Below are 23,551 nucleotides of genomic sequence, written 5' to 3'. Positions count from 1 at the left end.
TTCAAGTTCAGCCGCGGCCCCACCCAAATGTGCAGGTCGGTTCCGCGGCTTGGCTCCGGGTTTAGCTTCCGTGTTCAGCTTCCGGGTTTAGCTTGATACGCTGCCGTCGTCTGAACCGTCATCGCCGTTGCCGCCGCCTTCGTCGGCTTCGCCGTTCGCCGCGCTGCCGGCCACGCCGCCGTTCGTACCGTCAGCGTCGCCGTCTACGTCTGCTTCCGCCTCGGCGATATGCTGCAGACCCGACAGCTTCGTGCCCTCATCAAGGCTGATGAGTGTAACACCTTGCGTCGCACGGCCCATTTCACGGATCTCCGACACACGCGTGCGGATCAACACGCCGGTATCGGTGATCAACATGATCTGCGCTTCCGGATCGACCAGCGTCGCGGCGACCACCTTGCCGTTACGCTCCGACGTCTGGATCGCAATCATGCCCTTCGTGCCGCGGCCATGGCGCGTGTACTCGGTGATCGGCGTACGCTTGCCGTACCCATTCTCGGTCGCGGTCAGCACCGACTCCGTTTCATCGCCCGCAACGAGGAGGGCGATGACCCGCTGCCCTTCGTCAAGTTGCATGCCGCGTACGCCGCGCGCTTCGCGACCCATCGGCCGGACATCGTTTTCGTCGAAGCGCACCGCCTTGCCCGAATCGGAGAACAGCATCACGTCGTGCTCGCCGTCCGTGATTGCCGCGCCGATCAGGTAGTCGCCGTCGTCGAGGCCGACCGCGATAATACCCTTGCGCAGCGGACGGCTGAACTGCTCGAGCGGCGTTTTCTTGACCGTGCCGAGTGCGGTCGCCATGAACACGTACTTGTCGGCCGAAAACTCCTTGACCGGCAGCACGACCGTGATCTTCTCGCCTTCCTGCAGCGGGAACATATTGACGATCGGCCGGCCGCGCGAATTGCGCGAGCCCTGCGGCACTTCATAAACCTTCACCCAGTAGACGCGGCCGCGGTTCGAGAAGCACAGGATGTGGTCGTGCGTGTTCGCGATGAAGAGCGAGTCGATCCAGTCGTCTTCCTTCATCGACGTCGCCTGTTTGCCGCGACCTCCGCGCTTCTGGGCGCGATATTCCGACAACGGCTGCGATTTCACGTACCCGGCGTGCGACATCGTGACGACCATGTCCTGCGGCGTGATCAGGTCTTCGGTGTTCAGCTCGGTGGCGTTCATCTCGATCTTCGAGCGGCGCGCGTCACCGAATTCGCTCCTGATCGACGTAAGTTCGTCGACGATAATCGCCGCAATGCGCTCCGGCCTCGCGAGGATGTCGAGCAGATCGGCGATCTGCGCCATCACCTCGCGATACTCGCCGATGATCTTGTCCTGCTCGAGACCCGTGAGGCGTTGCAGCCGCATCTGCAGGATTTCCTGCGCCTGCGTATCCGACAGCCGGTACAGCCCGTCGCCCTGCATGCCGAACGTCGGGTTCAGCCCTTCCGGACGGTAAGCCTCGCGGCCGCCTGCTGACGCGTTTTCGGTTTCCGCGCGCTGCAGCATCTCGCGAACGAGCGACGAATCCCACGAGCGGGCCATCAACTCCTGCTTCGCGATCGGCGGCGTCGGCGCGGCCTTGATGATGTTGATGAACTCGTCGATGTTCGCGAGCGCGACCGCCAGACCTTCGAGCACGTGGCCGCGTTCGCGCGCCTTACGCAGTTCGTAGATCGTGCGCCGCGTCAGCACTTCGCGGCGATGCGCCAGGAAATGCGTGAGCATTTCCTTCAGGTTCAGCAGCTTCGGCTGGCCGTCGACGAGCGCGACCATGTTCATGCCGAACGTATCCTGCAGCTGCGTCGCCTTGTACAGATTATTGAGAATGACCTCGGGCACTTCGCCGCGCTTCAGCTCGATCACGACGCGCATGCCGCTCTTGTCGGACTCGTCGCGAATGTCGGAAATGCCTTCGAGCTTCTTCTCGTTGACGAGCTCGGCGATGCGCTCGAGGAGCGACCGCTTGTTCACCTGATACGGCAGCTCGTCGACGATAATCGCCATGCGCTGACCGCGGTCGATTTCCTCGAAATGCGTGAGCGCGCGCATCACGACGCGGCCACGGCCCGTGCGATAGCCGTCGCGCACGCCCGAGACACCGTAAATGATGCCGGCCGTCGGGAAGTCCGGCGCCGGCACGATCTCGATCAGCTCGTCGATCGTCGCTTCCGGGTTCTTCAGCAGATGCAGGCAGGCATCGACGATTTCGTTGAGGTTGTGCGGCGGGATATTGGTGGCCATCCCGACCGCGATGCCGGACGAGCCGTTGATCAGCAGATTCGGGATGCGCGCCGGCAGAATGGCCGGCTCGTTTTCGCTACCGTCGTAGTTCGGCTGGAAATCGACGGTTTCCTTATCGATGTCGGCGAGCAGCTCGTGGCCGATCTTCGCCATACGGATTTCGGTGTACCGCATCGCCGCGGCGTTGTCGCCGTCGACCGAACCGAAATTGCCCTGCCCGTCGACGAGCATGTAGCGCAGCGAGAAATCCTGCGCCATCCGGACGATCGTGTCGTAGACCGCGGTATCGCCGTGGGGGTGATATTTACCGATGACGTCGCCGACAATACGCGCCGACTTCTTGTACGCGCGGTTCCAGTCGTTGTTCAGCTCGTGCATCGCGAAGAGCACGCGGCGGTGCACCGGCTTCAGTCCGTCGCGGACATCGGGAAGTGCGCGCCCCACGATCACGCTCATCGCGTACTCGATGTACGAGCGGCGCATTTCCTCCTCGAGGGAGATTGGCAGAGTCTCTTTGGCGAATTGATCCATTGTCCGTTTCGTTTACTTGCACTTGCGGTGCAATGGGTTCGGGCCGGCGGTAAAGTTCGCTGACCATCGTTCCCGTTCCGGTTTCATGTTTCCCGCTTCACGTTCCCCGCCTCACGCCCGGAGTTCACATTTCTGTCGAGGCGCCCGGGAATATCCGGAACACCCGGCAGGTAGTTAACCGGTAACGTTTGGCAAAGATTCCGGAATGAAGCCGAAAGATTGCGCCCCGCGGCGGCGCTGCGATCTCAGCGCATCACGCGATTCTATCATGCGGCGCATCCGCGCCTGCCGACCCGCGGAGGCCTCTGCGTATACCTATTAGCGGATCGCAAGCCAGCGGCTCCTGGCGTCGCATTTGCAGTGTGTTTGCAAGCTCGTTTTTTGGTCCCCCAGGCCCGTTTCCTGCTCCCGTCTGATGCCGCGCCAGGCCCCGTGCGGCTTCTGTTGCGCATGCACCACATTCGAACGAGGCTGGATATAGGGGAGGGATTTTTTTATCGTCGGAAGGGAACGATATGGCAAAATGCCAACGCACAAAGTTAGACACTGCTCGAAGTCTAGTCAGCGCGTCTTTTGTTCCGCACCGATGTTATACTCCGAGCAATGTATGACGTGTCTACAGTCAACAGGCTCGCAGTAAACCTGCGGTAATCTCAATTTCGAGAGGAGAAATATGAATAAACTTTCAAAGCTCGCGTTCATTGCAGCTACCGCAGTAATGGCTGCATCGGCGTCGGCGCAATCGGTGCCGGCCTCGCGACAGGCAGTGAACGATAACTGGGTGAACGGCACCGGCGAATACGTGTGGATGAACGGCACGAACGAGCTTTGCTGGCGCGACGCGTTCTGGACGCCGGCAACGGCTAACGCAAAGTGCGACGGCGCACTCGTCGCACAGGCTCCGACCCCGCCGGCACCGGCACCGGTCGCTCCGGCCATCACGAGCCAGAAGATTACGTATCAGGCTGACACGCTGTTCGACTTCGACAAGGCTGTCCTGAAGCCGGCCGGCAAGGAAAAGCTGGATGACCTCGCAGCGAAGATCCAGGGCCTGAACCTCGAAGTGGTCGTCGCAACGGGCTACACCGACCGCATCGGTTCCGACAAGTACAACGACCGTCTGTCGCTGCGTCGTGCTCAAGCTGTGAAGGCATACCTCGTCAGCAAGGGCATCGAAGCCAACCGTATCTACACGGAAGGCAAGGGCAAGCGCGACCCGGTCACGCACGGTTGCAACCAGAAGAACCGCAAGCAACTTATCGCCTGCCTCGCACCGGATCGCCGCGTGGAAGTCGAAGTTGTCGGTACTTCGAAGCAGTAAGCGTCAAAATACCGCAGTATCAAAGCCCCGCCATGGCGGGGCTTTTTTTATCCACCGTGAAGCTCACCGCAACCAGACCGAAGTCCGCTCGACCGCATATAGCCGCTGTCCTACGCGGCCAGCGGCGTGCCGGCCGCGCTTTTGCCGCGCCTGGCGGTGACCTGTATACTCAGGGCTCGACCTCGTTGCCCTGCTCATCCGCCATCAAGGCCGCATGAACATGACCAATGCCGATCCCCACGAACTGCAGAAATTCAGCGATCTCGCGCACCGGTGGTGGGACCCTAATGCCGAATTCAAACCCCTTCACGAACTGAACCCGGTGCGGCTTGGCTGGATCGACGAGCACGCGCGCCTCGGCGGCAAACGCGTGCTCGACATCGGCTGCGGCGGCGGCATTCTGACGGAATCGATGGCCAACCTTGGCGCATCGGCGAAGGGCATCGACCTGTCACACGAAGCGCTCGGCGTTGCCGATCTGCACAGCCTCGAAAGCGGCGTAAACGTCGAATACGAAGAAATCGCCGCGGAAGCGCTGGCTGCACGCGATCCGGCGAGCTTCGACGTCGTGACCTGCATGGAAATGCTCGAACACGTGCCGGACCCCTCGCAAATCGTCGCTGCCTGCAAGACGCTCGTGAAGCCGGGCGGCTGGGTGTTCTTCTCGACGCTGAACCGCAACGTGAAGTCGTATCTGTTCGCGGTGATCGGCGCCGAGTACATCGCGCGGATGCTGCCACGTGGCACGCACGACTACGCGCGCTTTATCCGTCCTTCCGAACTGGCCGGCTTCGTGCGTGCCGCGGGCCTGACCACGGTCGAAATCAAGGGCGTCGTCTATCACCCGATCGGCAAGCGCTTCGCGTTGGCCACGGACACGAGCGTCAACTACATGCTCGCCTGCCGCCGCGACGCCTGATCAACTTCTGCCCCGCACCTTCATGAGCGATCCCACTCCTCTGCCGCAACGCGAAGACGACGACACGTCGCTCGGCCTTTGCCAGGGCATCCTGTTCGACCTCGACGGCACGCTTGCCGACACTGCTCCCGACCTCGCCGCCGCGGTCAACAAGATGCGCGTCGATCGCGGGCTCGAGATGGTGCCGCTCGAGCAGCTGCGACCGCTTGCTTCGGCCGGCGCGCGCGGTCTGCTGGCAGGCGGTTTCGGCGTCGGTCCGGCCGATCACGAATTCGCCTCGATGCGCGAGGAGTTTCTCGCCAACTACGAAGCCGATCTCTGCATCGAAACCACGCTCTTCCCCGGCATCAGCGAGTTGCTCGATGAACTCGACGAGCGCGGCGTACGCTGGGGCATCGTGACGAACAAGGTGACGCGGCTCACCGAGCCGCTCGTCGCGCAACTGGGGCTCGACACGCGCGCGGGCTGCGTGGTCAGCGGCGATACCACGCCGCATTCGAAGCCGCATCCCGCGCCTCTGCTGCATGCCGCGAAAGAGCTGAATCTGCAGCCCGAGCGTATCGTCTATGTCGGCGACGATCTGCGCGATGTGCAAGCGGGTTTTGCCGCGGGCATGATCACCGTTGCCGCCGCCTATGGTTATTGCGGCGCCGACCTGCCGCCGACGCAATGGCACGCGAAACACGTGGTTCAGACGCCGGCGGAACTGCAGAAGCTGTTGCGCGATATCAGCTAGGCCTAGCCTGGCAGTACAACCAGCGGGCGCGAGCGCCGTGGCAAATCGGCAGAACCAACGGAACGATTTGCCGGAAAGATTTGCCGCGACGCTTCGAGCGACGATATGTCGGTGACGTGACACCCCGGCTATTGTAAAATTGCTGCTGACCCGCAGTTGTGGGTTTCTCCACCGTGGGGGCGACCTGGTTTCGACAGGGGTTGTGAAGCGGTCAGGGCATGTCGAGGACCCGTCACCTCGTTAATCAATGGGAAAAACGTAACTGCAAACGACGATACGTTCGCACTGGCAGCCTAAGGGCCGCCGTCCTCTGCCTAGCTCACTGACGGGCTAGCGTCGCAAGACCGGTAGCAATACCGCCAGAGGTCATTTACGTCAGTTAAGCCTTGGTGGCGTCACGACGCCCGGGTCGAAAATCTAGTGAATCGCCGTCGTGCAGCGTGTTCGTCCGCGTCACGCCGGTTAAATCAAATGACAGAACTAAACATGTAGAACTGGTCGTAGAGCGCTTCTGGACGCGGGTTCGATTCCCGCCGTCTCCACCACAATTTTCTCGTATGTCTTTTTTGCGTGTGTTTCTCTGGTCTCCGGCACGCGATACAAAACATGCGCCGCCCAGGCGTCCTAGGTATTCAGACAAAACGGCCCCTCTCGGGGCCGTTTTCACATCGCCTCGATGCAGCGCGATACTTAGCGGCGCATGATGATCGGGATCACATTGTTATTGTTGACGAACATCGTCGAATAAGTACCGCCCTTGTTGGAACCGCCTGCAACGCTGGATTTTACGAGCTGGTTACGATCGATTTTCTGCATTTCAAATACTCGCCAATATGGATTGAGATCAATTCGGCTCGTCAAAAATACTTCTGTAATGACGATCCGTATCCATCATAAGCTCCGCTTTTATCGCAATAAATCCTGTTTAGCGTCATTTAACGGTATTCAAAAATACCTTGATGAACTGCAGAATTTTCCCGGACCGATAAGGGCTACCAGGCTGAAGCGTCCGGCAATCACACTCCGCTCGTGCAGATGATGCGCAACGGTTCAACCCTCGGCTAATCGGGAACTATAGTGAGAGGTGGCCGGAATAATCACACGCCACCGTTCGTTTATTGCCCGCACGTCGCCGCAAAACCAGCGCGTGCTTGTAGTTCAATGCATACACTCCAGCACACAACGTTCAAAACAGGAGCAGCATCATGCGCAAGACTCTTCTTCTCATCGCCGCAGTCGCACTCTCGCAAACGGCGTTCGCCGAGGTGCCGAAGGCAGTAGATGGCCGCTTCGTCGATTCAGAGGGGTACACGCTGTACACGTTCGACAAGGACACAACGCCCGGCCAAAGCGCTTGCAGCGGCGCATGCTCGAAGAAGTGGCCGGCCGCGCAGCCGGCCGCGGGCGACAAGGCGACAGGCGACTGGACGATCATCAAGAACGCCGACGGCGTCCCGCAGTGGGTCTATAAGGGTCACCCGCTGTATCGCTTCGCCGACGACAAGAAGCCCGGTGACACGACCGGCGACAATTTCCGCGACGTATGGCACATCGCGAAGCCGTAATACAACGCTGAGATCAGAGGAGGCGCCGCCGGACCGAATGCCGGCGGCGGCGCAGCTTACTGCGGGTCGTCCGGGCACTTCAGGTTACAGCCGTCCGGGTCGCCGTTGTCGCCGCGTTTGCGCAGTGCCGACGGCGCGCCGCGCTGGTACTTCTTCGTCGGCGCCGACGCCGCGAATTGCATCTGCGGATGTTCCTTGAAATGGAAATCGTCATTCAGGATGCCGCCCGGTACGCCCGGCGAATTCTGTGCGAAAGCGACGGAAACGGTCGCGAGCAATGCGCCCGCCGAGGCGGCGGCAACGATGGTCTGAATCAGATATTTCATAGTGGGCTCAGCGCGGCGTATAAACCGCGCACGACGTGGAATACGAAGTTGTAAAGATTAGCGCAAAGTGCCGCCAGACGCACCTTCCGGTCGCATCCGATCCACATCCAGCTGTTACGCGCTCTTACTTCCGCACCGTCGCATATTGGGAGTTGCATCCAGGTTCGCATGCGGCCTCAACCGCCCACTGCCGCACACGTACCATCGCGCATCCCTCCCCTCACGCCTGCGCATCCACGGCACTGCTCGTCAGCCCCTGATCGAGCTCGACCAGCTTGCCGCACTCCTGCGGATCGTAGCCGTCGAGTTGCGCGACGCGCTGCCGGAACGCATCGCCGCGCAGCACCTCGATGACCGCCGCCAGCGGCAGGCGCTCGAGCCGCGCGCGCTCGCACGCGAAGTAATAGTCCTCATCGACGACCGGCACGAAGTCGAGCCCGAAGTGATGCGCGGCCGGCTCGACGCCGAAGCCGATGTCCGCCATCCCGCTCGCGACGAACGCCGCGATCGCCGAGTGCGTCAGTTCGGTCGACGCATAGCCGTTGACACGATCGGGATCGACACCGATCTGCCGCAACGCGAGATCGAGCAGCATGCGCGTGCCGGACCCCGGCTGCCGGTTGACGAAGCGGATATCCTCGCGCGCCAGATCGGCGAGGCCCGCGATTTTCTTAGGATTGCCTTTCGCCAGAAAGAGCCCCTGTTTGCGGCGCGTCAGGTGAACCAGCACGTGACGCATCGGATCGAGCCACTGCCGGTACTTCTCGCTGAAGGCCTCGCGAAACTCGCCGCGCGGCATATGAAAGCCGGCCAGGTCGCAGTCGCCGCGCGCGAGCGCGACGATCGCTTCCGCACTGTCGCGATACTTGATGTCAAGCGATACGTCGTCCGCGACCAGTGCCGTGACAAGCGCCGCAACCGCATAGCCATGCGAAGCATGGATCCGCACGTCGTCGCGCGGCGGCGTCAGCCATCGGTTCAATTCGCTGGCGACTTCGCTGGCGAGCGCCTGCATATTGCCGTCAAGCCGCTCGCCGCACAGACGCTGCCCGCGCAGCACCGCATGGCCGAGCTCCGACAGCACGGAGCCGCGTCCGCGCTCCTTTTCGATCAGCGTGCCGCCGAGATGCGTTTCGATGCTGCGCAGCAATCCCCACGCATGACGGTAGGACAAACCCTTAAGGGCCGCCGCCTGCGCAATGCTGCCTGTCTCCGCCACAAGCGCCAGAAGCGGCACGACGTCAGTCAGGCTGGTGCTTCGGCCTTCCTGGTCGCGCACAATCAGCTGCGCCTCACATTCAATTCGGATCATATATGCCGCGTTAGTTCCTATTGCGAAAGGCAGTTCACACGCCTATCGTTCGCTCTATCCATACTGAACAAACAAAGCATAGATGCACACTTTATGAATGACAAGTGCATATCTGACTTTGGAGGAGCCCCCACAGTGGAACCATCCACCGCTATCGCGCCGGAAGATCTGGTGCAGCGTCACGCACGGCCGGGCATGTCGCTCGTGGCCGTGCTGCACGCGATTCAGGACGACGTCGGCTTTGTGCCGCCGGCCGCGGTCGCGCCGCTCGCGCGCACCATGAATCTGTCGCGCGCCGAAGTGCACGGCGTGATCACCTACTACCACCACTTCCGCCAGCAGCCGGCCGCGCCGGTCACGGTGCAGCTGTGCCGCGCGGAAGCGTGCCGCAGCATGGGCACCGAGGCGCTTGCGAAGCACATCGAAGGACGCACCGGTTGCCATTTCGACGCGCACAAGCACGATGCGCAGAAGCACGCGCACGACGATAGCGCGGTGGAGCTCGAATCGGTCTACTGTCTCGGTCAATGCGCGCTGTCGCCGGCGATGATGATCAACGGCGAACTGCACGCGAAGGTCACGCCGCAGAAGTTCGACATGCTGCTCGCCGCCGCGATGAAACAAGTGGAGCAACCGGCATGACGCGTATCTACGTTCCCTGCGATTCTTCCGCACTCGCGCTCGGCGCCGACAAGCTCGCCGCTGCTATCACCGCTGAAGCCGCCAAGCGCGGCGTTCCGGTCGAGCTGATCCGCAACGGTTCGCGCGGTCTGCTCTATCTCGAACCGCTCGTCGAAGTCGAAACGCCCGCTGGCCGCGTCGGCTACGCGAACGTCGAAGCGAGCGATGTCGCCGCGCTGTTCGATGCCGGCTTCGTCGAAGGCAAGGCGCATGCGACGCACGTCGGTCTCGTCGAAGAAATCCCGTATCTGAAGAAACAGCAGCGCCTGACGTTCGCGCGCATCGGCATCACCGACCCGCTGTCGACCGACGACTACGTCGCGCACGGCGGCATCGAAGGCCTGAAAAACGCGCTGGCGATGGAAGGCGCGGCCGCCTGCGAAGCGCTGATCGAATCGGGCCTGCGCGGCCGCGGCGGCGCAGCGTTCCCGGCCGGCATCAAATGGCGCACCGTGCTGGGCGCGAAGGCCGATCAGAAATACATCGTCTGCAATGCGGACGAAGGCGACTCGGGCACGTTCTCCGACCGCCTCGTGATGGAAAGCGACCCGTATGTGCTGATCGAAGGCATGATCATCGCGGGCATCGTGACCGGTGCGACCGTCGGCCATATCTATGTGCGCAGCGAGTACCCGCATTCGATCACGACGCTCGAGGCCGCGATCGAAAAAGCGCGCGCGGCCGGCTGGCTCGGCGACAGCGTGCTCGGCTCGCAGCACCGCTTCGAACTGTTCGTCGCGAAAGGCGCCGGCGCCTATGTGTGCGGCGAGGAAACGGCGCTGCTCGAATCGCTCGAAGGCAAGCGCGGCATCGTGCGCGCGAAGCCGCCGCTGCCTGCACTCGCCGGTCTGTTCGGCAAGCCGACCGTGATCAACAACGTGATCACGCTGGCGACGGTGCCGATCATCTTCGCGAAGGGCGCCGCGTTCTACAAGAACTTCGGCATGGGCCGCTCGCGCGGCACGCTGCCGTTCCAGATTGCCGGCAATGTGAAGCAAGGTGGCCTCGTCGAACTCGCGTTCGGCTGCACGCTGCGCGAACTGATGTTCGACTACGGCGGCGGCACCGCAAGCGGCCGTCCGGCGCGCGCAGTACAGGTGGGCGGCCCGCTCGGCACGTATCTGCCGGAAAGCCAGTGGGACATCCCGCTCGACTATGAGGAATACGCGAAGGTCGGCGCCGTGGTCGGCCACGGCGGTCTCGTGATTCACGACGACACCTCCAACCTCGCCGACCTCGCGCAATACGCGATGCACTTCTGCGCGCTCGAATCGTGCGGCAAGTGCACACCGTGCCGGATCGGTTCGACGCGCGGCGTCGAAGTGATCCAGCGGATCCGCAACGGCGACACGTCGACGAAGCAGGTGCAACTGCTGCGCGACCTCTGCGACACGATGGTGTCCGGTTCGCTGTGCGCGATGGGCGGCATGACGCCCTTCCCGGTCGTCTCCGCGCTCGACCATTTCCCCGAAGACTTCGGTCTCGCCACGACCGCGCCGAAAGCGGCAGCTTGACCCAGGAGCCCAACATGTCCGATGTGCTCAACCCCACCGCCGGCGGCTGCGGCTCCGGTAATTGCAGCTGCAAGTCGCAGGCGATGCAGCGCGCGGCCGAAAACCGCGTGCCGTTCGACGACACCGACTTCGGCACGCCCCTGCGCCACGCCGATGTCGACGTCACGCTCGAGATCGATGGCGAGTCCATCACGGTGCCTGCGGGCACGTCCGTGATGCGCGCGGCGATCGAAGCCGGCGTCAACGTGCCGAAGCTGTGCGCGACCGATTCGCTCGAGCCGTTCGGCTCGTGCCGTCTTTGCCTCGTCGAAATCGAAGGCCGGCGCGGCTATCCGGCATCGTGCACGACGCCGGTCGAAGCCGGCATGAAGGTGCGCACGCAAACCGATCGCCTGCAGTCGCTGCGCCGCAACGTGATGGAGCTCTACATCTCCGATCACCCGCTCGACTGCCTGACCTGCCCCGCCAACGGCGACTGCGAACTGCAGGACATGGCCGGCGTCACGGGTCTGCGCGAAGTGCGCTACGGTTTTGACGGCGACAATCACCTGAAGGACAAGAAAGACGAGTCGAACCCGTACTTCACGTACGACCCGTCGAAGTGCATCGTCTGTAACCGCTGCGTGCGCGCGTGCGAAGAGACGCAAGGCACGTTTGCGCTGACGATCGCCGGCCGCGGTTTCGAATCGCGCGTCGCGGCGAGCGAAAACCAGCCGTTCATGGAATCGGAGTGCGTGTCGTGCGGCGCGTGCGTGGCCGCCTGCCCGACTGCGACGCTGCAGGAAAAGACCGTCGTGATGCTGGGCCAGGCCGAGCATTCCGCGATTACGACTTGCGCGTACTGCGGCGTCGGCTGCTCGTTCAAGGCCGAGATGAAGGGCAACCAGGTCGTGCGCATGGTGCCGTACAAGAACGGCGAAGCGAACGAAGGCCATGCCTGCGTGAAGGGCCGTTTCGCGTGGGGCTATGCGACGCACAAGGACCGCATCACGAAGCCGATGATCCGCGAAAAGATCAGCGATCCGTGGCGCGAAGTCAGCTGGGACGAAGCGCTGACGTATGCCGCGACGCGCTTCCGCCAGATCCAGGACAAGTACGGCCGCGACTCGATCGGCGGCATCACGTCGTCGCGTTGCACGAACGAAGAAACGTATCTCGTGCAGAAGCTCGTGCGCGCCGCGTTCGGCAACAACAACGTCGACACCTGCGCACGTGTGTGCCACTCGCCGACCGGCTACGGCCTCAAGACGACGCTCGGCGAATCGGCCGGCACGCAGACCTTCGCGTCGGTCGGCAAGGCCGATGTAATTGTCGTGATCGGTGCGAACCCGACCGATGGCCACCCGGTGTTCGGCTCGCGTCTGAAGCGCCGCGTGCGTGAAGGCGCCAAGCTGATCGTGGTCGACCCGCGCAAGATCGATATCGTCGATACGCCGCACGTAAAGGCGTCGTATCACCTGCAGCTGCGTCCGGGCACGAACGTCGCGATCGTCAACGCGCTCGCGCACGTGATCGTCACCGAAGGCCTGCTGCAGGAGCAGTTCATTGCCGAGCGTTGCGAAACGCGTGCGTTCCAGCAGTGGCGCGATTTCGTCTCGCTGCCGGAAAATTCGCCGGAAGCGACGGCCAGCGTCACGGGCGTGCCCGCCGACCAGGTGCGCGAAGCAGCGCGCCTCTATGCGACGGGCGGCAACGCGGCGATCTACTACGGTCTCGGCGTGACCGAACACGCACAAGGTTCGACCATGGTGATCGGCATCGCGAACCTCGCGATGGCGACCGGCAACGTCGGCCGTGAAGGCGTCGGCGTCAATCCGCTGCGCGGCCAGAACAACGTGCAAGGTTCGTGCGACATGGGCTCGTTCCCGCACGAGCTGCCGGGCTACCGCCATATCAGCGATCCGATCACGCGCGCGCTGTTCGAAGAAGCATGGAACGTCGAGCTGCAACCGGAACCGGGCCTGCGCATTCCGAACATGTTCGATGCAGCGCTGCACGGGACGTTCAAGGGCCTCTACTGCCAGGGCGAAGACATCGTCCAGTCCGACCCGAATACGCAGCACGTGGGCGCGGCACTGGAGTCGATGGAATGTATCGTCGTGCAGGACATCTTCCTGAACGAAACCGCGAAGTATGCGCACGTGCTGCTGCCGGGTTCGACCTTCCTCGAAAAGGACGGCACGTTCACGAACGCGGAACGCCGTATCTCGCGCGTGCGCAAGGTGATGCCGCCGATCGCCGGCTATTCGGACTGGGAAGTAACGATCCTGCTGGCCCGCGCGCTCGGCTACGAGATGGATTACAACCATCCGTCCGAAATCATGGACGAAATCGCGCGCCTCACGCCGACGTTCCATGGCGTGTCGTTCGCGAAGATCGACCAGCTGGGCAGCATCCAGTGGCCGTGTAATGAGGACGCGCCGAACGGGACGCCGACCATGCACATCGGCGAGTTCGTGCGCGGCAAGGGCAAGTTCGTCATCACGAAGTTCGTCGCATCGCCGGAAAAGGTCACGCAGAAGTACCCGCTGATCCTGACCACGGGCCGCATCCTGTCGCAGTACAACGTCGGCGCGCAGACGCGCCGTACCGAGAACTCGCGCTGGCACGAAGAAGACCGCCTCGAGATCCATCCGCACGACGCCGAAGAACGCGGCATCAAGATGGACGACTGGGTCGGCATCGAATCGCGCTCGGGCCAGACCGTGCTGCGCGCGAAGGTCACCGAGCGGATGCAGCCGGGCGTCGTGTACACGACGTTCCACTTCCCCGAATCGGGCGCGAACGTGATCACCACCGACAGCTCCGACTGGGCAACCAACTGTCCGGAGTACAAGGTGACCGCGGTGCAGGTGATGCCCGTCGAGCAGCCGTCGAAATGGCAGAAGGACTACTCGCGCTTCAATAGCGAGCAGCTCGATCTGCTCAGAAAGCGCGAGCTGGCCGCAACGTCAGGTAAGTGAGGTAAGCCATGGACGAAAGTAACCTGATCGATATGGCGAACCGCATCGGCGACTTCTTCGAGTCGATGCCGGATCACGAAGAAGCGATGGCCGGCGTCGCCGATCACATTCGCCGCTTCTGGGAACCGCGCATGCGGCGCCAGTTGTTTATCGCGCTCGACGAAGGCCGCGCCGAAGAGATGACACCGTTCACGCGCGAATCGGTGACGCGCTTTCGCGAGAAGTTGATGCCGGCGGCGCCGGCTGCAGCGTAAGCGCGCCATCGGGCGCTTGCTGCTTCGCAAGCGCCCCGGCACGAAAAGGCCGCCCTGTGCATCGGGCGGCCTTTGTTTTTTGTTTCGGCGTGCGGATCGCTCAGGTCAGCGGCGTGGGCGGCTCCGGCTCAGCGCCCTTCGCAAACCATGCCTCGCAGTGCCGCAGCAAGCCGTGCAGATCGGACGACACGCGGCCGCGCGCGCACACGTAGCCATCAGGCCGCACCAGATAGAAACACGGCCGCGTGCGTCCATACGCGTCGGCCAGCAAGGGCCCGCCCTCGCCGACCGCATCGGTCACGCGCCAGATCCGCACCGCGCCCGGCAGCAGCGCGTCGACGTCCGCGATAAAGCGGTCGATGTCCGCCGCGCGCGAGGGCTTGCGACGCAGCGCGGGTTCCGGTTTATCGTGCGGCACATCGTCAACGGTCTCGGGCGCGACAAGCACGAACAGCGAGAAAAACGCCGGATCATGCAGATCGAACACGCAACCGGTGCCCGGCGCCCGGCCCAGCGGCCCATCGACGACATGCACGAGCGCATCGGGCGCGCGCTCGCCCGCGCGCGGGCCGCCGTCGAGCACGCGTTCGAGCGTCAGCGGACTGCGCCGGTACTGGATCGCGAGCTCGCTGATCTGCAAGCGCGCCGCGTCGCGCAGCGGCCCAAGCGAGGCGAGCACCGGCATCACGCGGTCGCGCAACAGCTTGAGCGGCCCATGATCGGCCTCGGCCATATGCGTGATGAAACTCGATTGCCGCAGCACTTCGCGCTCGATCGGATGACGCTCGAGGTGATACGTATCGAGCAAGCGCTGCGGTGCGCCGCCGCTTAGCACGCGCGCGATCTTCCAGCCGAGGTTGAACGCCTCCTGAATGCCGGTGTTCATCCCTTGCGCGCCCGCGGGGCTATGCACATGCGCTGAATCGCCGGCGAGAAACACGCGGTTGACGCGCAACTGCTCGACCATCCGGCTATTCAGATGGAAGTAACCGGACCACTTCAGATCGGTCAACGCAAGCGGATGATGAACGCGCGCTGCCGCGAGGATGCGGCATGCATCGAGCGACGGTGCGGGCGCGGCGTTTTGCGTGTGCGGCCTTGCCGACGGATTGGCAGAATCGGGCGCCGCCTGCACGGAATGCGGTCGCGGATCACCGGGCCGCAGCGACAGGGGCGATTCCGTTTGTGCAGAGCCGTGTGCCGATGCTGGCGATGCGGCGCCATGCGCAGCGGATGCATGCGCGTCGGACGACGCATGCGCCGCCATCGTCGACTCCGGGTCGCCCGCCGCGGCTGCGCCCGGCACGTGCGAGGCCTTGCCATGGCCATCGGTTGCGACATCAGCCGGGCCATCGAGCGCCGGATGATCGGCAATCAAACGGTAACGGCCCTTGCCCATCGGAAACAGCGCAGCGAGCCCGTCGCCAGACGCGAAGATGTGGAACTCGTCGTCGGGCCAATCGGTATCGGCCATCAGATCGGCCAGCAGGAACGTCTGCTCGAACGTCTTGCCCGCGAAGTTCATCCCGAGCCGGTGACGGATGGCGCTATGCGCACCGTCGGCGGCGATCATGTATGACGGATGCAGCGTCTCCGTATGGCCGTTCGAGCGTTGCAGCGTCGCATTGATACCGGCCGAGCCCTGCGAAAACATCGCGAGCTCGACGCCGCGTTCGATCTCGACGCCGAGCGTCGCGAGATGCTCGGTCAGCAGACGCTCGGTCACCGCCTGATCGAGAAACAGCATGTACGGGTAACGCGTTTGCAGCGGATCGAAATCGAGCCGCGTGAGGCGCTGCCCGTTCGAATACAGATTCGCGGCTCGCGCGCGATGCCCGAGCTCGAGAAACGGCTCGATTAGCCGATGCTGTTCAAGCAGTTCGAGCGTGCGCGCCTGAATGCCGATCGCGCGCGAATGCGGATCGGGGCGCGCGGCTTTGTCGATCAGACGCACGGGAATGCGCGCGCGGGCAAGACTCATCGCCGCGGCGAGGCCCGTGGGACCCGCGCCGACGATCAGCACCGGTGGCATGTCGAAGAAAGCGGCGGTCATGCAGACCTCCGGAAATCAACATGCCGCCTAGTGTACGCCGCCGTCTTCACGTGCGACGCGTCGCGGGCGCGCAGTTTTCGGCGACGATTGCCGCGGAGCGCGGCCGCGCAAGGTGGTGTCAAGTGAGGAGCGGGAGCGCAGCCCAGGCGCGAATCAGGCGCCCAAATGCGCGGTGCCCGGACAAAGCGCGTAAAGGCGCGCGCGCAAGCACGCGTCAACCGTTCGTGTGCGGCGGATGATCGAGCGTGCAGCGATGTTCGGTCGTTCCCATATCGACCTGCAGCGTCGCGTGATGCATCTGGAACTCGTCGCGCAGCACCGCGACGATGCAGTCGACGGCTTGGTCGCCCGGGTGCCCCGACGGCATCACGAGATGGGCGGACAGCGCGTTGCCGGTCGTCGACAGCGCCCACACGTGCAGGTCGTGCACGTCGGTTACGCCCGGCTGCGTGGCGAGGTAGTCGCGAATGCGCTGCAGGTCGACGCCGGGCGGCACCGCATTCAATGCCATCGACAGCGAGTCGCGCAGCAACCCCCACGTGCCATACACGATCACCAGGACGACGATGATGCTCATCACCGGGTCGAGCCACGTCCAGCCCGTGCCGAGAATGATGAGACCGCTGACCGCCACGGCCGCCGACACCGCCGCATCCGCCACCATATGCATGAAGGCGCCGCGGATATTCAGGTCTTCCTTCTGGCCGCGCATGAAGAGCCACGCGGAAAAACCGTTGACGATCATGCCGACCGTCGCGACGACGAACACATCGAACCCTGCGACCGGCGCCGGATTGAACAGCCGCCCGATCGCCTCCGCGACGATCACTCCGCACGCGAACAGCAGCAGCCCCGCGTTCGCGAGCGAGGCAAGGATCGACGAACTGCCGAGGCCGAACGTATAGCGCGCGGACGGCCGGCGTTTCGCGAGCCAGATCGCGCCCCACGCGAGCAGCAGACCGAGCACGTCCGAGAGATTGTGGCCCGCGTCGGCGAGCAGCGCCGTCGAATGCGCGAGCACGCCGTAGATCGCCTGCACGACGACGATGCTGACGTTCAGCGCGACCGCAAGCGCGAAAGCGCGGCCATGGCCTTCAACGGGGGCGTGGTGATGGTGGCCGTGGCCGTGGCTGTGGCTGTGACTGTGGTCGTGTGAGCCATCGCCGTGGCTGTGCGAGGCGTGACCGTGCGAGGCGTGACCGTGCGAGGCGTGGCTGTGGGTAGGCGCCGGCTTGCCGTGGGAATCGCCATCGTGCGCATGCTCGTGGCCGTCAGCATTACCGTGCGCGTGGCCGTCGCCGTGCGCGTGACCGTCGCGCTCATGGCTGTCGCCGCCTTCGTCGCCAGGGTGCTGCTGCACCTCGCCGCTGGAAAGCCGACCATGCGGCGCATGCTCGTGCGACCCGTGATCGCACGTCCCGTCATGACGATGCACGTCGCGCGCCGCGGCATTGGGACCGTTGCGCAAGGCATCGCGCTGCCGGGAACTGGGGTCGTATTTCATCGCTCGTCCCGTGGAAGATCGGACATCGGTTCGGCCACGTGCTCCAGCATGTCGGCGAGCATACCGCTGATATGCCGGTCCGCGGCAACATAGAAGACCTGCTTGCCCGCCCGTTCGGCGCGCACCACGCGCGCCGCGCGCAACAGCCGCAGGTGATGGCTGACGAGCGACTGCGACAGGCCCAGCGATTCGGCGATCGCCCCCACCGCGCGCGGCTCGTTCACGCACGCGAGCACGATGCGCAAGCGCGTGGGATCGCCAAGGAGCCGGAACAGGTCGGCAACCGGCACCACGCGTTCATCGGAAGAAAGCGGCGGATCGACTGGCGCGCTCGATATAACAGGCGTGGCAGGCATGACTCACAGTCCCGGACAGAAAGAAAACCAAAGGTAATAACAATAAAATGCCACAACATATGAACACACATTCATATGTTACATGCAACAGTATCGTCGGTCAATTGCGGGGACGCATTCCGAGTGTGGGAAAATGCGCCATTTGCCTGCACAAACCGTTTCACCCGTCATGCAACCAGTTTTCGACCGCGCGTTCGCGGCGCATCGTGACGGCCGCCTGGACGACGCCGAAGAAGGTTACCGCGCGACGCTCGAAGGCGATCCCGTTCACGTCGACGCATTGCATCTGCTCGGCGTGCTGCGCCACCAGCAAGGACAACACGCTGAAGCCGCCGCGCTCGTCAGGCGCGCCGCCGACCTGCGCCCGCAAGATGCCGCGCTGCAACTGAATCTCGGCAACGCACTCAAGGCGCTCGGCCAGCTCGACGATGCGATCGAGCGCTTTCGCAATGCTCTGACGCTTGCCCCGTCGTTTCCGATGGCGCACTACAACCTCGGCAATGCGTATGCGGCAGCCGGCCGCCACGAAGACGCGGCCGATGCGTTTCGCCGCTCGCTCGACCTGCAGCCCGACGACCCGTCGTCGCACAACAATCTCGGCAACGCGTTGCACGCGCTGGGCCAGCACGAAGAAGCGATCGACTCGTTCCGCCGCGCGCTCGAATTGCGGCCCGGCCATGCGGGCGCGCACAACAATCTCGGCATGGCGTTCAATGCGCTCGACGAAACCGCGCAGGCGATCGCGCAGTTTCGCGCGGCGCTCGCGGTCGAACCGCGCTTCGTTGCGGCGCACTTCAATCTCGGCAATACGCTGCATGCGACCGGGCGTTTCGACGAGGCGGCCGCCGCGTTCGAAGCCGTACTCGCGCTGCAGCCGCATCTGCCGCCGGCGCTATTCGGCCTTGGCAACGCGCTTGCCGCGTCGGGGCGGCATGTCGATGCGCTGCCGCGCTTCGAACGCGCGATCGGTTTCGACCCGAAGTTCGCGCTCGCGTGGCTCGGCCTCGGCACCGCGCATCAGGCGCTCGGCGCGTACGCCGCGGCACTGCGCGCATTCGACGAAGCGCTGCGGCTGCGGCCCGATCTTGGCCTCGCGCATCTGCATCGCGCGGTCACGCATCTGACGCTCGGCAATTTCGAGCGCGGTCTGCCCGAGTACGAATGGCGGCTCGAATCTTCCGTGCAACCGGGCGGCCCCATGCTGCCACGCTGGCGCGGCGAGCCCGCCGACACGCGCACGCTTTTCGTCCACGCGGAACAGGGTTTCGGCGACACGCTGCAGTTCGTGCGCTTCGTCCCGCTTGCCGCCGCGCGCACCGAGCGCGTCGTGCTCGAAGTGCAGCCGCAACTGGTGCCGTTGATTGCGCCCGCCGCGCGGCAATGGGGTGTCCAGCTGATCGCACAAGGCACGCCGCGGCCGCGCGCCGATCTGCAGATTCCGCTGTTGAGCCTGCCGCTCGCGCTCGGCACGACCTTCGATACGATTCCCGCACGCACGCCCTACCTTGCCGCAACGCCTGCGTACCGGCGCAAATGGCGCGGTTCGCTCGGCGGCCACGCAAAGCGCAAGATCGGTCTCGCCTGGTCGGGCCGCATCCAGAAGCAGGAAAACCGCGCCATGCCGCTCGCGGCGCTCGAGCCGCTATTCGCGCTCGACGGCATCGACTGGATCGTACTGCAGCCCGAACTCAGCGACGCCGAACGCGCGGCGCTCGCGGCGCATCCGCGCGCAAAGTCGATTCACTGCTTCGGCGATCGTATCGGCGATTTCGCCGATACGGCAGCAGTGGTCGAGCGGCTCGATGCGGTCGTGTCGGTCGATACGTCGATTGCGCATCTGACGGGCGCACTGCGCAAGCCGCTGTGGTTGATGCTGCCGTTCTCGGCAGACTGGCGCTGGTTCGCCGGCGACGCGCGCAGCCCGTGGTATCCGGGCGCGCGGCTTATCCGGCAACCGCGGCCCGGCGCGTGGGACGAAGTCGTCGCGGCGGTCGCGCTCGCCCTGCGCGACGACGCGTAGCGGCAGGGGTCTGCGGGCGCGTGCTCGCGACGGAGCGGCGGTCGGCCAGTGCTCCGCGCTCACGCAGTGCAGCGTCGGTCCGATGCTTGGGCCTTGGGCCGGACGTACGCGAAGCTGGCGGCGCCGCGGCGCGGCCCATAAAATCGTTTCAAGCGCGTCTGCGCCCCGAGCACCTTCGTCGTCGAATTCATTACAAACTTCCGCCCGATCCCGCCTCGATGCACTCCACCTCTTCACTTTCGTTGCGCGCGGCAAGTGCGGCCGACGCCGATCTGATTGCGTCGATTCACGCGGCAAGCTGGCAGGCGTCTTACCGCGGACTGCTGCCGGAAGCGTTCCTCGAAGGCGAAGTGGTTCGCGAACGCGCGACCTACTGGCATGCACGCATGGCAGCGCCCGGCGCGGAGCGGCGCCTCGTCCTGATCGCCGAACGCGGCGCCCAGCCGATCGCGTTCGCCTGCGTCGAACGCCAGCCCGGTTCGCCGTGGGGCGCGCTGCTCGACAATCTCCATGCGCTGCCCGCGCAGCAGCGCATTGGCGCCGGCAGCCTGCTGATGCACGCGGTCGAGGACTGGGCGCGCGAGCACGGCGAAACGCAGCTGTGCCTGTATGTGCTCGAGGGCAACGCCGGCGCGATCCGCTTCTATGAACGGCGCGGCTGGCGTCTGTCCGGCGCCGAGCCCGATCGCGTCGGCGGCGCCGATATCACGATGCTTCGGTATCTGTATCGACTTGACGACGCCACGCGGTAACAGCGGCGCGGCGCCAAAGCACAGCAGGCATCGCCTTCCGCACCCGTTTTAGGACTCGTCTGATCGAGCGCACCAGGCTGCCACGGCATCATCACGCCACTCGTCGGTTTTTTTGAGACACAGTCGATCCCAAAAAGCCGGCACGCGTGTCCAGCCAGCGCTTGTCCTTCCCCTGCACGGCCACGCATCTCTTCTCAGATGGAGGCTTGCCGAGCAATGTCGACGAATATCCCTTTCACGCTGGTCGAAGGCGCGGTAGCGCTGCCGCCGCTGCGTCCGCTTGGTCCACTTTCCCAGGCGCACGGACGCGAATGGGCGCTGCTTCCGCCTAACATCAGCTTGCGTGTCGAACTGAAGGCGCTTTATGCGGCGATGTTGCGCACGTTCTGCCTGTCGTCGCAGGCGATTCGCTCGATGTGCAGCTGGGAGCCGCTCACGGCGCAGGCCGAAGCTGGCTCCGCCGCCGCGATTGCGATGACGGCCGATGCTTTGTCGCAGCAAGAAAGCGCGGCGGCTGCGGCGCAGGCTTCGTCGCAAACCGTGGGCGCTGCGGGCGCGTTCGCCGCGGCTGCAGTTACGGCTGCGGCTGCAAGCGCGAGCGCCGGCGTCCGGCCCGTCGCGCGTGCGCCGCATCGCACGTCGAATCTGAAACTCGGCAGCGCAGTGGCAATCGGCGGCGCGGCGATGCTTGCGTGGATCGTGCTCGATCATCCGCATCGGGAGCATGCAAACGATGCGGCGCCGGCGGCGAATCCACCGACATCGTCGCGCGTAGCGCAGCAAGCCGAACCGTCGAAGACAGTGACGGTTGCGAGCGGCAATCAGAAGTCCGACGCGAAACCGGACAATAAGTCGTCGGTGGATCTCAATACGGCCACCCACAGCGAGGCCCGCGTAACGCAGGCCGCAACGGTCCAGAACCAGGAGCCGCTCGCAGCCTCACCGGCAACCAGAACATCGGTCGCACCGGTCGCAGCAAAGCCGCCCGAAATCGCGTCACGCGATGCCGCACCGGTTACCGCGCGTCGCAGCAGTAACACGTCCGCTACCTCGACTGCGATTGCGGCAGCCCCAACCTGGACTGCCAGGCATGCTGCATCGTCGGCCGCATCAACGGTGAGCCGTTCGGCATCGACACAAGCGAAGCCGTCGGCTGCGGGCGAATACTCGCCGTTTGCGCCGTCTGCGAGCGTGGATAGCGAATACGAATCCATGACGACGTCAGCCCGCACATACAGCACATACGGCACGACCACGGCGAACGCCGCAACGCCGCAACGTGCGCAAACTGCGCAGCGCAGCAACGCGGACGCAAACGACTCATCGTGGATGGGCCGCATGTCGCAGCGTCGTGTGACCGAAGTGCCGGAGCTTTTCTCCCGCTAAGCGCCTTCCGAAGCGTCCGGCTTTTCCGGCCTCGCGCGCACGCAAACCAAACCCGCATAGCGCTCACATACGCGCTTTCTCAAACCCCAAAGCAAACGGCCCGATACGCAACGCGTACCGGGCCGTTTGCATTTCGACGCATCGTATCGATGTGCCGACTAGCGAGCCGCAGGCAACCCCGCTTCGGTTTGCTGCTGCAGCTGTTGAATCTGCTGCTGCAGTTGACGCAGCTGCGAGCGCGCCCTGTCCTTTCCGTCGCGCAGCGTGACCGCATCATCCTGCGCCTGACGCTGATACTCGGACACTTTCGCCTGCTGATCCCGCGCGACGTTCAGATCCGCCTGCAGCCGTTTTGCGCGATCTTCCGAGACGCCGATCATCCGTTCGAGAAACGCTTTTTGCGCCTGCAGCTTCGTGCGGCGAATGTCGACCTCGGCGAGTTGCTGCGTCTGACGCGCGAAGCTCGCGTAGATGTCCTCGGCGCGCGCATCGTCCTGCAGCTTGATCACGCGCCAGAAATGCTTGTCCTGAAACAACGCGACGTAGTACGTCAGTTCGCGCGAATAGAAAAAGAGCGAAGCGCCGTATCCGCCGTTGTACGTCGTACGCAATTCGTTCAGCGACGCGCCCTGAATAAGCCGCGTCAATTCGGCGACGTCGCCCTGTGTGCTGGAGTCAACGGAGTTCGCCGCCACGCCGACCGCGGCCTGCCCGGCAGGAGGCGGACGCGCAATTACCGGAGCCGGAGCCGGAGCCGGAGTCGGAGCCGGAGCGGGGGCAGCAAGCGGCAACAAGGCGTTCTCGAGGTTGCTTGCGCCCGAGCCCGCAGGCTCCGCCTGCACCGCGGCCGCGGCCCGCACACCGCCACCGTGCAACAACACGCAGCCGGCTGCGAGCAGCACGATGCGCCGAACTGATAAGGGGTACTTCTTCACTGCATACTCCATGCGATTCCAGAAACAGCTGCGGATTATCGCGCGGATTGGCAGTGAAACGACGAGGTAACTCGGAACTTTAAATTGAGATAAAACAAGGCGTTAGGAAGGCCACAACGAAGCAGCCTCCCACTCAACGGCGACGCAACGGTGAACGCAACATCAGCACGTGCGCGCGACCA

19 protein-coding genes and 1 other RNA gene are annotated in these 23,551 nt (G+C 64.1%); 12 read left to right on the top strand and 8 right to left on the bottom strand.

The features are described 5' to 3' along the window. Window positions 1–87: 87 nt before the first annotated feature. Window positions 88–2,772 (bottom strand): DNA gyrase subunit A, encoded by a 2,685-nt coding sequence (gyrA, locus tag KZJ38_RS06420; RefSeq protein WP_219799291.1) that lies wholly within the window; start codon window positions 2,770–2,772, stop codon window positions 88–90. 673 nt (window positions 2,773–3,445) lie between these two features. Here gyrA and ompA point away from each other — a divergent pair. From ompA to ssrA, 4 genes are all read left to right on the top strand, one after another. Continuing rightward, on the top strand, window positions 3,446–4,093 hold the full coding sequence (gene ompA, locus KZJ38_RS06415; RefSeq protein ID WP_219799290.1) for an outer membrane protein OmpA: 648 nt from the start codon (window positions 3,446–3,448) through the stop codon (window positions 4,091–4,093). Between the two features lie 220 nt (window positions 4,094–4,313). Continuing rightward, a complete protein-coding gene (gene ubiG / locus KZJ38_RS06410; protein WP_219800145.1) occupies window positions 4,314–5,012 on the top strand; it encodes a bifunctional 2-polyprenyl-6-hydroxyphenol methylase/3-demethylubiquinol 3-O-methyltransferase UbiG in 699 nt (232 codons plus the stop codon). 22 nt (window positions 5,013–5,034) lie between these two features. Continuing rightward, complete coding sequence (locus KZJ38_RS06405) at window positions 5,035–5,748, top strand: HAD family hydrolase (RefSeq protein ID WP_219799289.1); 714 nt, start codon at window positions 5,035–5,037, stop codon at window positions 5,746–5,748. 175 nt (window positions 5,749–5,923) lie between these two features. Further along, window positions 5,924–6,293, top strand: a transfer-messenger RNA (tmRNA) gene (gene ssrA / locus KZJ38_RS06400). A gap of 145 nt (window positions 6,294–6,438) precedes the next feature. Here ssrA and KZJ38_RS36865 read toward each other — a convergent pair. Beyond that, window positions 6,439–6,564 (bottom strand): hypothetical protein, encoded by a 126-nt coding sequence (locus tag KZJ38_RS36865; protein WP_281425813.1) that lies wholly within the window; start codon window positions 6,562–6,564, stop codon window positions 6,439–6,441. Between the two features lie 389 nt (window positions 6,565–6,953). Here KZJ38_RS36865 and KZJ38_RS06395 point away from each other — a divergent pair, with 389 nt between their 5' ends. Further along, window positions 6,954–7,313: a COG4315 family predicted lipoprotein gene (locus tag KZJ38_RS06395; RefSeq protein WP_219799288.1), complete on the top strand. Its 360-nt coding sequence runs from the start codon at window positions 6,954–6,956 to the stop codon at window positions 7,311–7,313. Between the two features lie 56 nt (window positions 7,314–7,369). Here the strand turns inward: KZJ38_RS06395 and KZJ38_RS06390 are convergent, their stop codons facing one another. Both KZJ38_RS06390 and KZJ38_RS06385 read right to left on the bottom strand, forming a co-directional pair. Then, window positions 7,370–7,639: a hypothetical protein gene (locus KZJ38_RS06390; RefSeq protein ID WP_219799287.1), complete on the bottom strand. Its 270-nt coding sequence runs from the start codon at window positions 7,637–7,639 to the stop codon at window positions 7,370–7,372. A gap of 220 nt (window positions 7,640–7,859) precedes the next feature. Beyond that, a complete protein-coding gene (locus KZJ38_RS06385) occupies window positions 7,860–8,951 on the bottom strand; it encodes a substrate-binding domain-containing protein (RefSeq protein ID WP_219799286.1) in 1,092 nt (363 codons plus the stop codon). A gap of 93 nt (window positions 8,952–9,044) precedes the next feature. On the opposite strand from KZJ38_RS06385, the gene KZJ38_RS06380 reads away from it, so the two are divergent. The 4 genes from KZJ38_RS06380 to KZJ38_RS06365 are packed head-to-tail and all read left to right on the top strand — an operon-like array spanning window position 9,045 to window position 14,363. Next, the gene (locus tag KZJ38_RS06380) at window positions 9,045–9,593 is read left to right on the top strand and encodes an NAD(P)H-dependent oxidoreductase subunit E (protein ID WP_425518330.1); all 549 of its coding nucleotides are present in this window, start codon (window positions 9,045–9,047) and stop codon (window positions 9,591–9,593) included. Further along, complete coding sequence (locus tag KZJ38_RS06375) at window positions 9,590–11,146, top strand: formate dehydrogenase beta subunit (RefSeq protein WP_219799284.1); 1,557 nt, start codon at window positions 9,590–9,592, stop codon at window positions 11,144–11,146. Before KZJ38_RS06380 ends, KZJ38_RS06375 begins: the two co-directional genes overlap by 4 nt. A gap of 14 nt (window positions 11,147–11,160) precedes the next feature. After that, window positions 11,161–14,109, top strand: a complete 2,949-nt coding sequence (fdhF, locus tag KZJ38_RS06370) for a formate dehydrogenase subunit alpha (RefSeq protein WP_219799283.1) — start codon at window positions 11,161–11,163, stop codon at window positions 14,107–14,109. Between the two features lie 8 nt (window positions 14,110–14,117). Continuing rightward, a complete protein-coding gene (locus KZJ38_RS06365) occupies window positions 14,118–14,363 on the top strand; it encodes a formate dehydrogenase subunit delta (RefSeq protein WP_219799282.1) in 246 nt (81 codons plus the stop codon). A gap of 100 nt (window positions 14,364–14,463) precedes the next feature. Here KZJ38_RS06365 and KZJ38_RS36415 read toward each other — a convergent pair whose 3' ends face one another. The 3 genes from KZJ38_RS36415 to KZJ38_RS06345 all read right to left on the bottom strand — a co-directional run bounded on the left by KZJ38_RS36415 (window position 14,464) and on the right by KZJ38_RS06345 (window position 18,276). Continuing rightward, window positions 14,464–16,416, bottom strand: coding sequence for an FAD-dependent monooxygenase (locus KZJ38_RS36415; RefSeq protein WP_246641661.1), 1,953 nt, complete (start codon window positions 16,414–16,416; stop codon window positions 14,464–14,466). Between the two features lie 214 nt (window positions 16,417–16,630). Then, window positions 16,631–17,920 carry a cation diffusion facilitator family transporter gene (locus KZJ38_RS06350; protein ID WP_246641660.1) on the bottom strand — a complete coding sequence of 430 codons (1,290 nt, stop codon included), beginning with the start codon at window positions 17,918–17,920 and terminating at the stop codon, window positions 16,631–16,633. Further along, entirely contained in the window at window positions 17,917–18,276 is a 360-nt protein-coding gene (locus tag KZJ38_RS06345; RefSeq protein ID WP_219799281.1) for an ArsR/SmtB family transcription factor, read from the bottom strand. Before KZJ38_RS06345 ends, KZJ38_RS06350 begins: the two co-directional genes overlap by 4 nt. Window positions 18,277–18,445: 169 nt before the next feature. On the opposite strand from KZJ38_RS06345, the gene KZJ38_RS06340 reads away from it, so the two are divergent. The 3 genes from KZJ38_RS06340 (at window position 18,446) to KZJ38_RS06330 (ending at window position 22,434) form a co-directional block, all read left to right on the top strand. Next, window positions 18,446–20,296: a tetratricopeptide repeat protein gene (locus KZJ38_RS06340; protein WP_219799280.1), complete on the top strand. Its 1,851-nt coding sequence runs from the start codon at window positions 18,446–18,448 to the stop codon at window positions 20,294–20,296. A 218-nt stretch (window positions 20,297–20,514) separates the two neighbouring features. Then, complete coding sequence (locus KZJ38_RS06335; RefSeq protein WP_219799279.1) at window positions 20,515–21,048, top strand: GNAT family N-acetyltransferase; 534 nt, start codon at window positions 20,515–20,517, stop codon at window positions 21,046–21,048. 216 nt (window positions 21,049–21,264) lie between these two features. After that, window positions 21,265–22,434: a hypothetical protein gene (locus KZJ38_RS06330; protein WP_219799278.1), complete on the top strand. Its 1,170-nt coding sequence runs from the start codon at window positions 21,265–21,267 to the stop codon at window positions 22,432–22,434. Between the two features lie 158 nt (window positions 22,435–22,592). Here the strand turns inward: KZJ38_RS06330 and KZJ38_RS06325 are convergent, their stop codons facing one another. After that, window positions 22,593–23,369, bottom strand: coding sequence for a DUF2968 domain-containing protein (locus KZJ38_RS06325; protein ID WP_246641659.1), 777 nt, complete (start codon window positions 23,367–23,369; stop codon window positions 22,593–22,595). Between the last annotated feature and the right edge of the window lie 182 nt (window positions 23,370–23,551).

This window comes from Paraburkholderia edwinii (assembly GCF_019428685.1).
Classification (GTDB): Bacteria; Pseudomonadota; Gammaproteobacteria; order Burkholderiales; family Burkholderiaceae; genus Paraburkholderia; species Paraburkholderia edwinii.
This window is presented reverse-complemented; position numbering and strand designations above follow the sequence as displayed.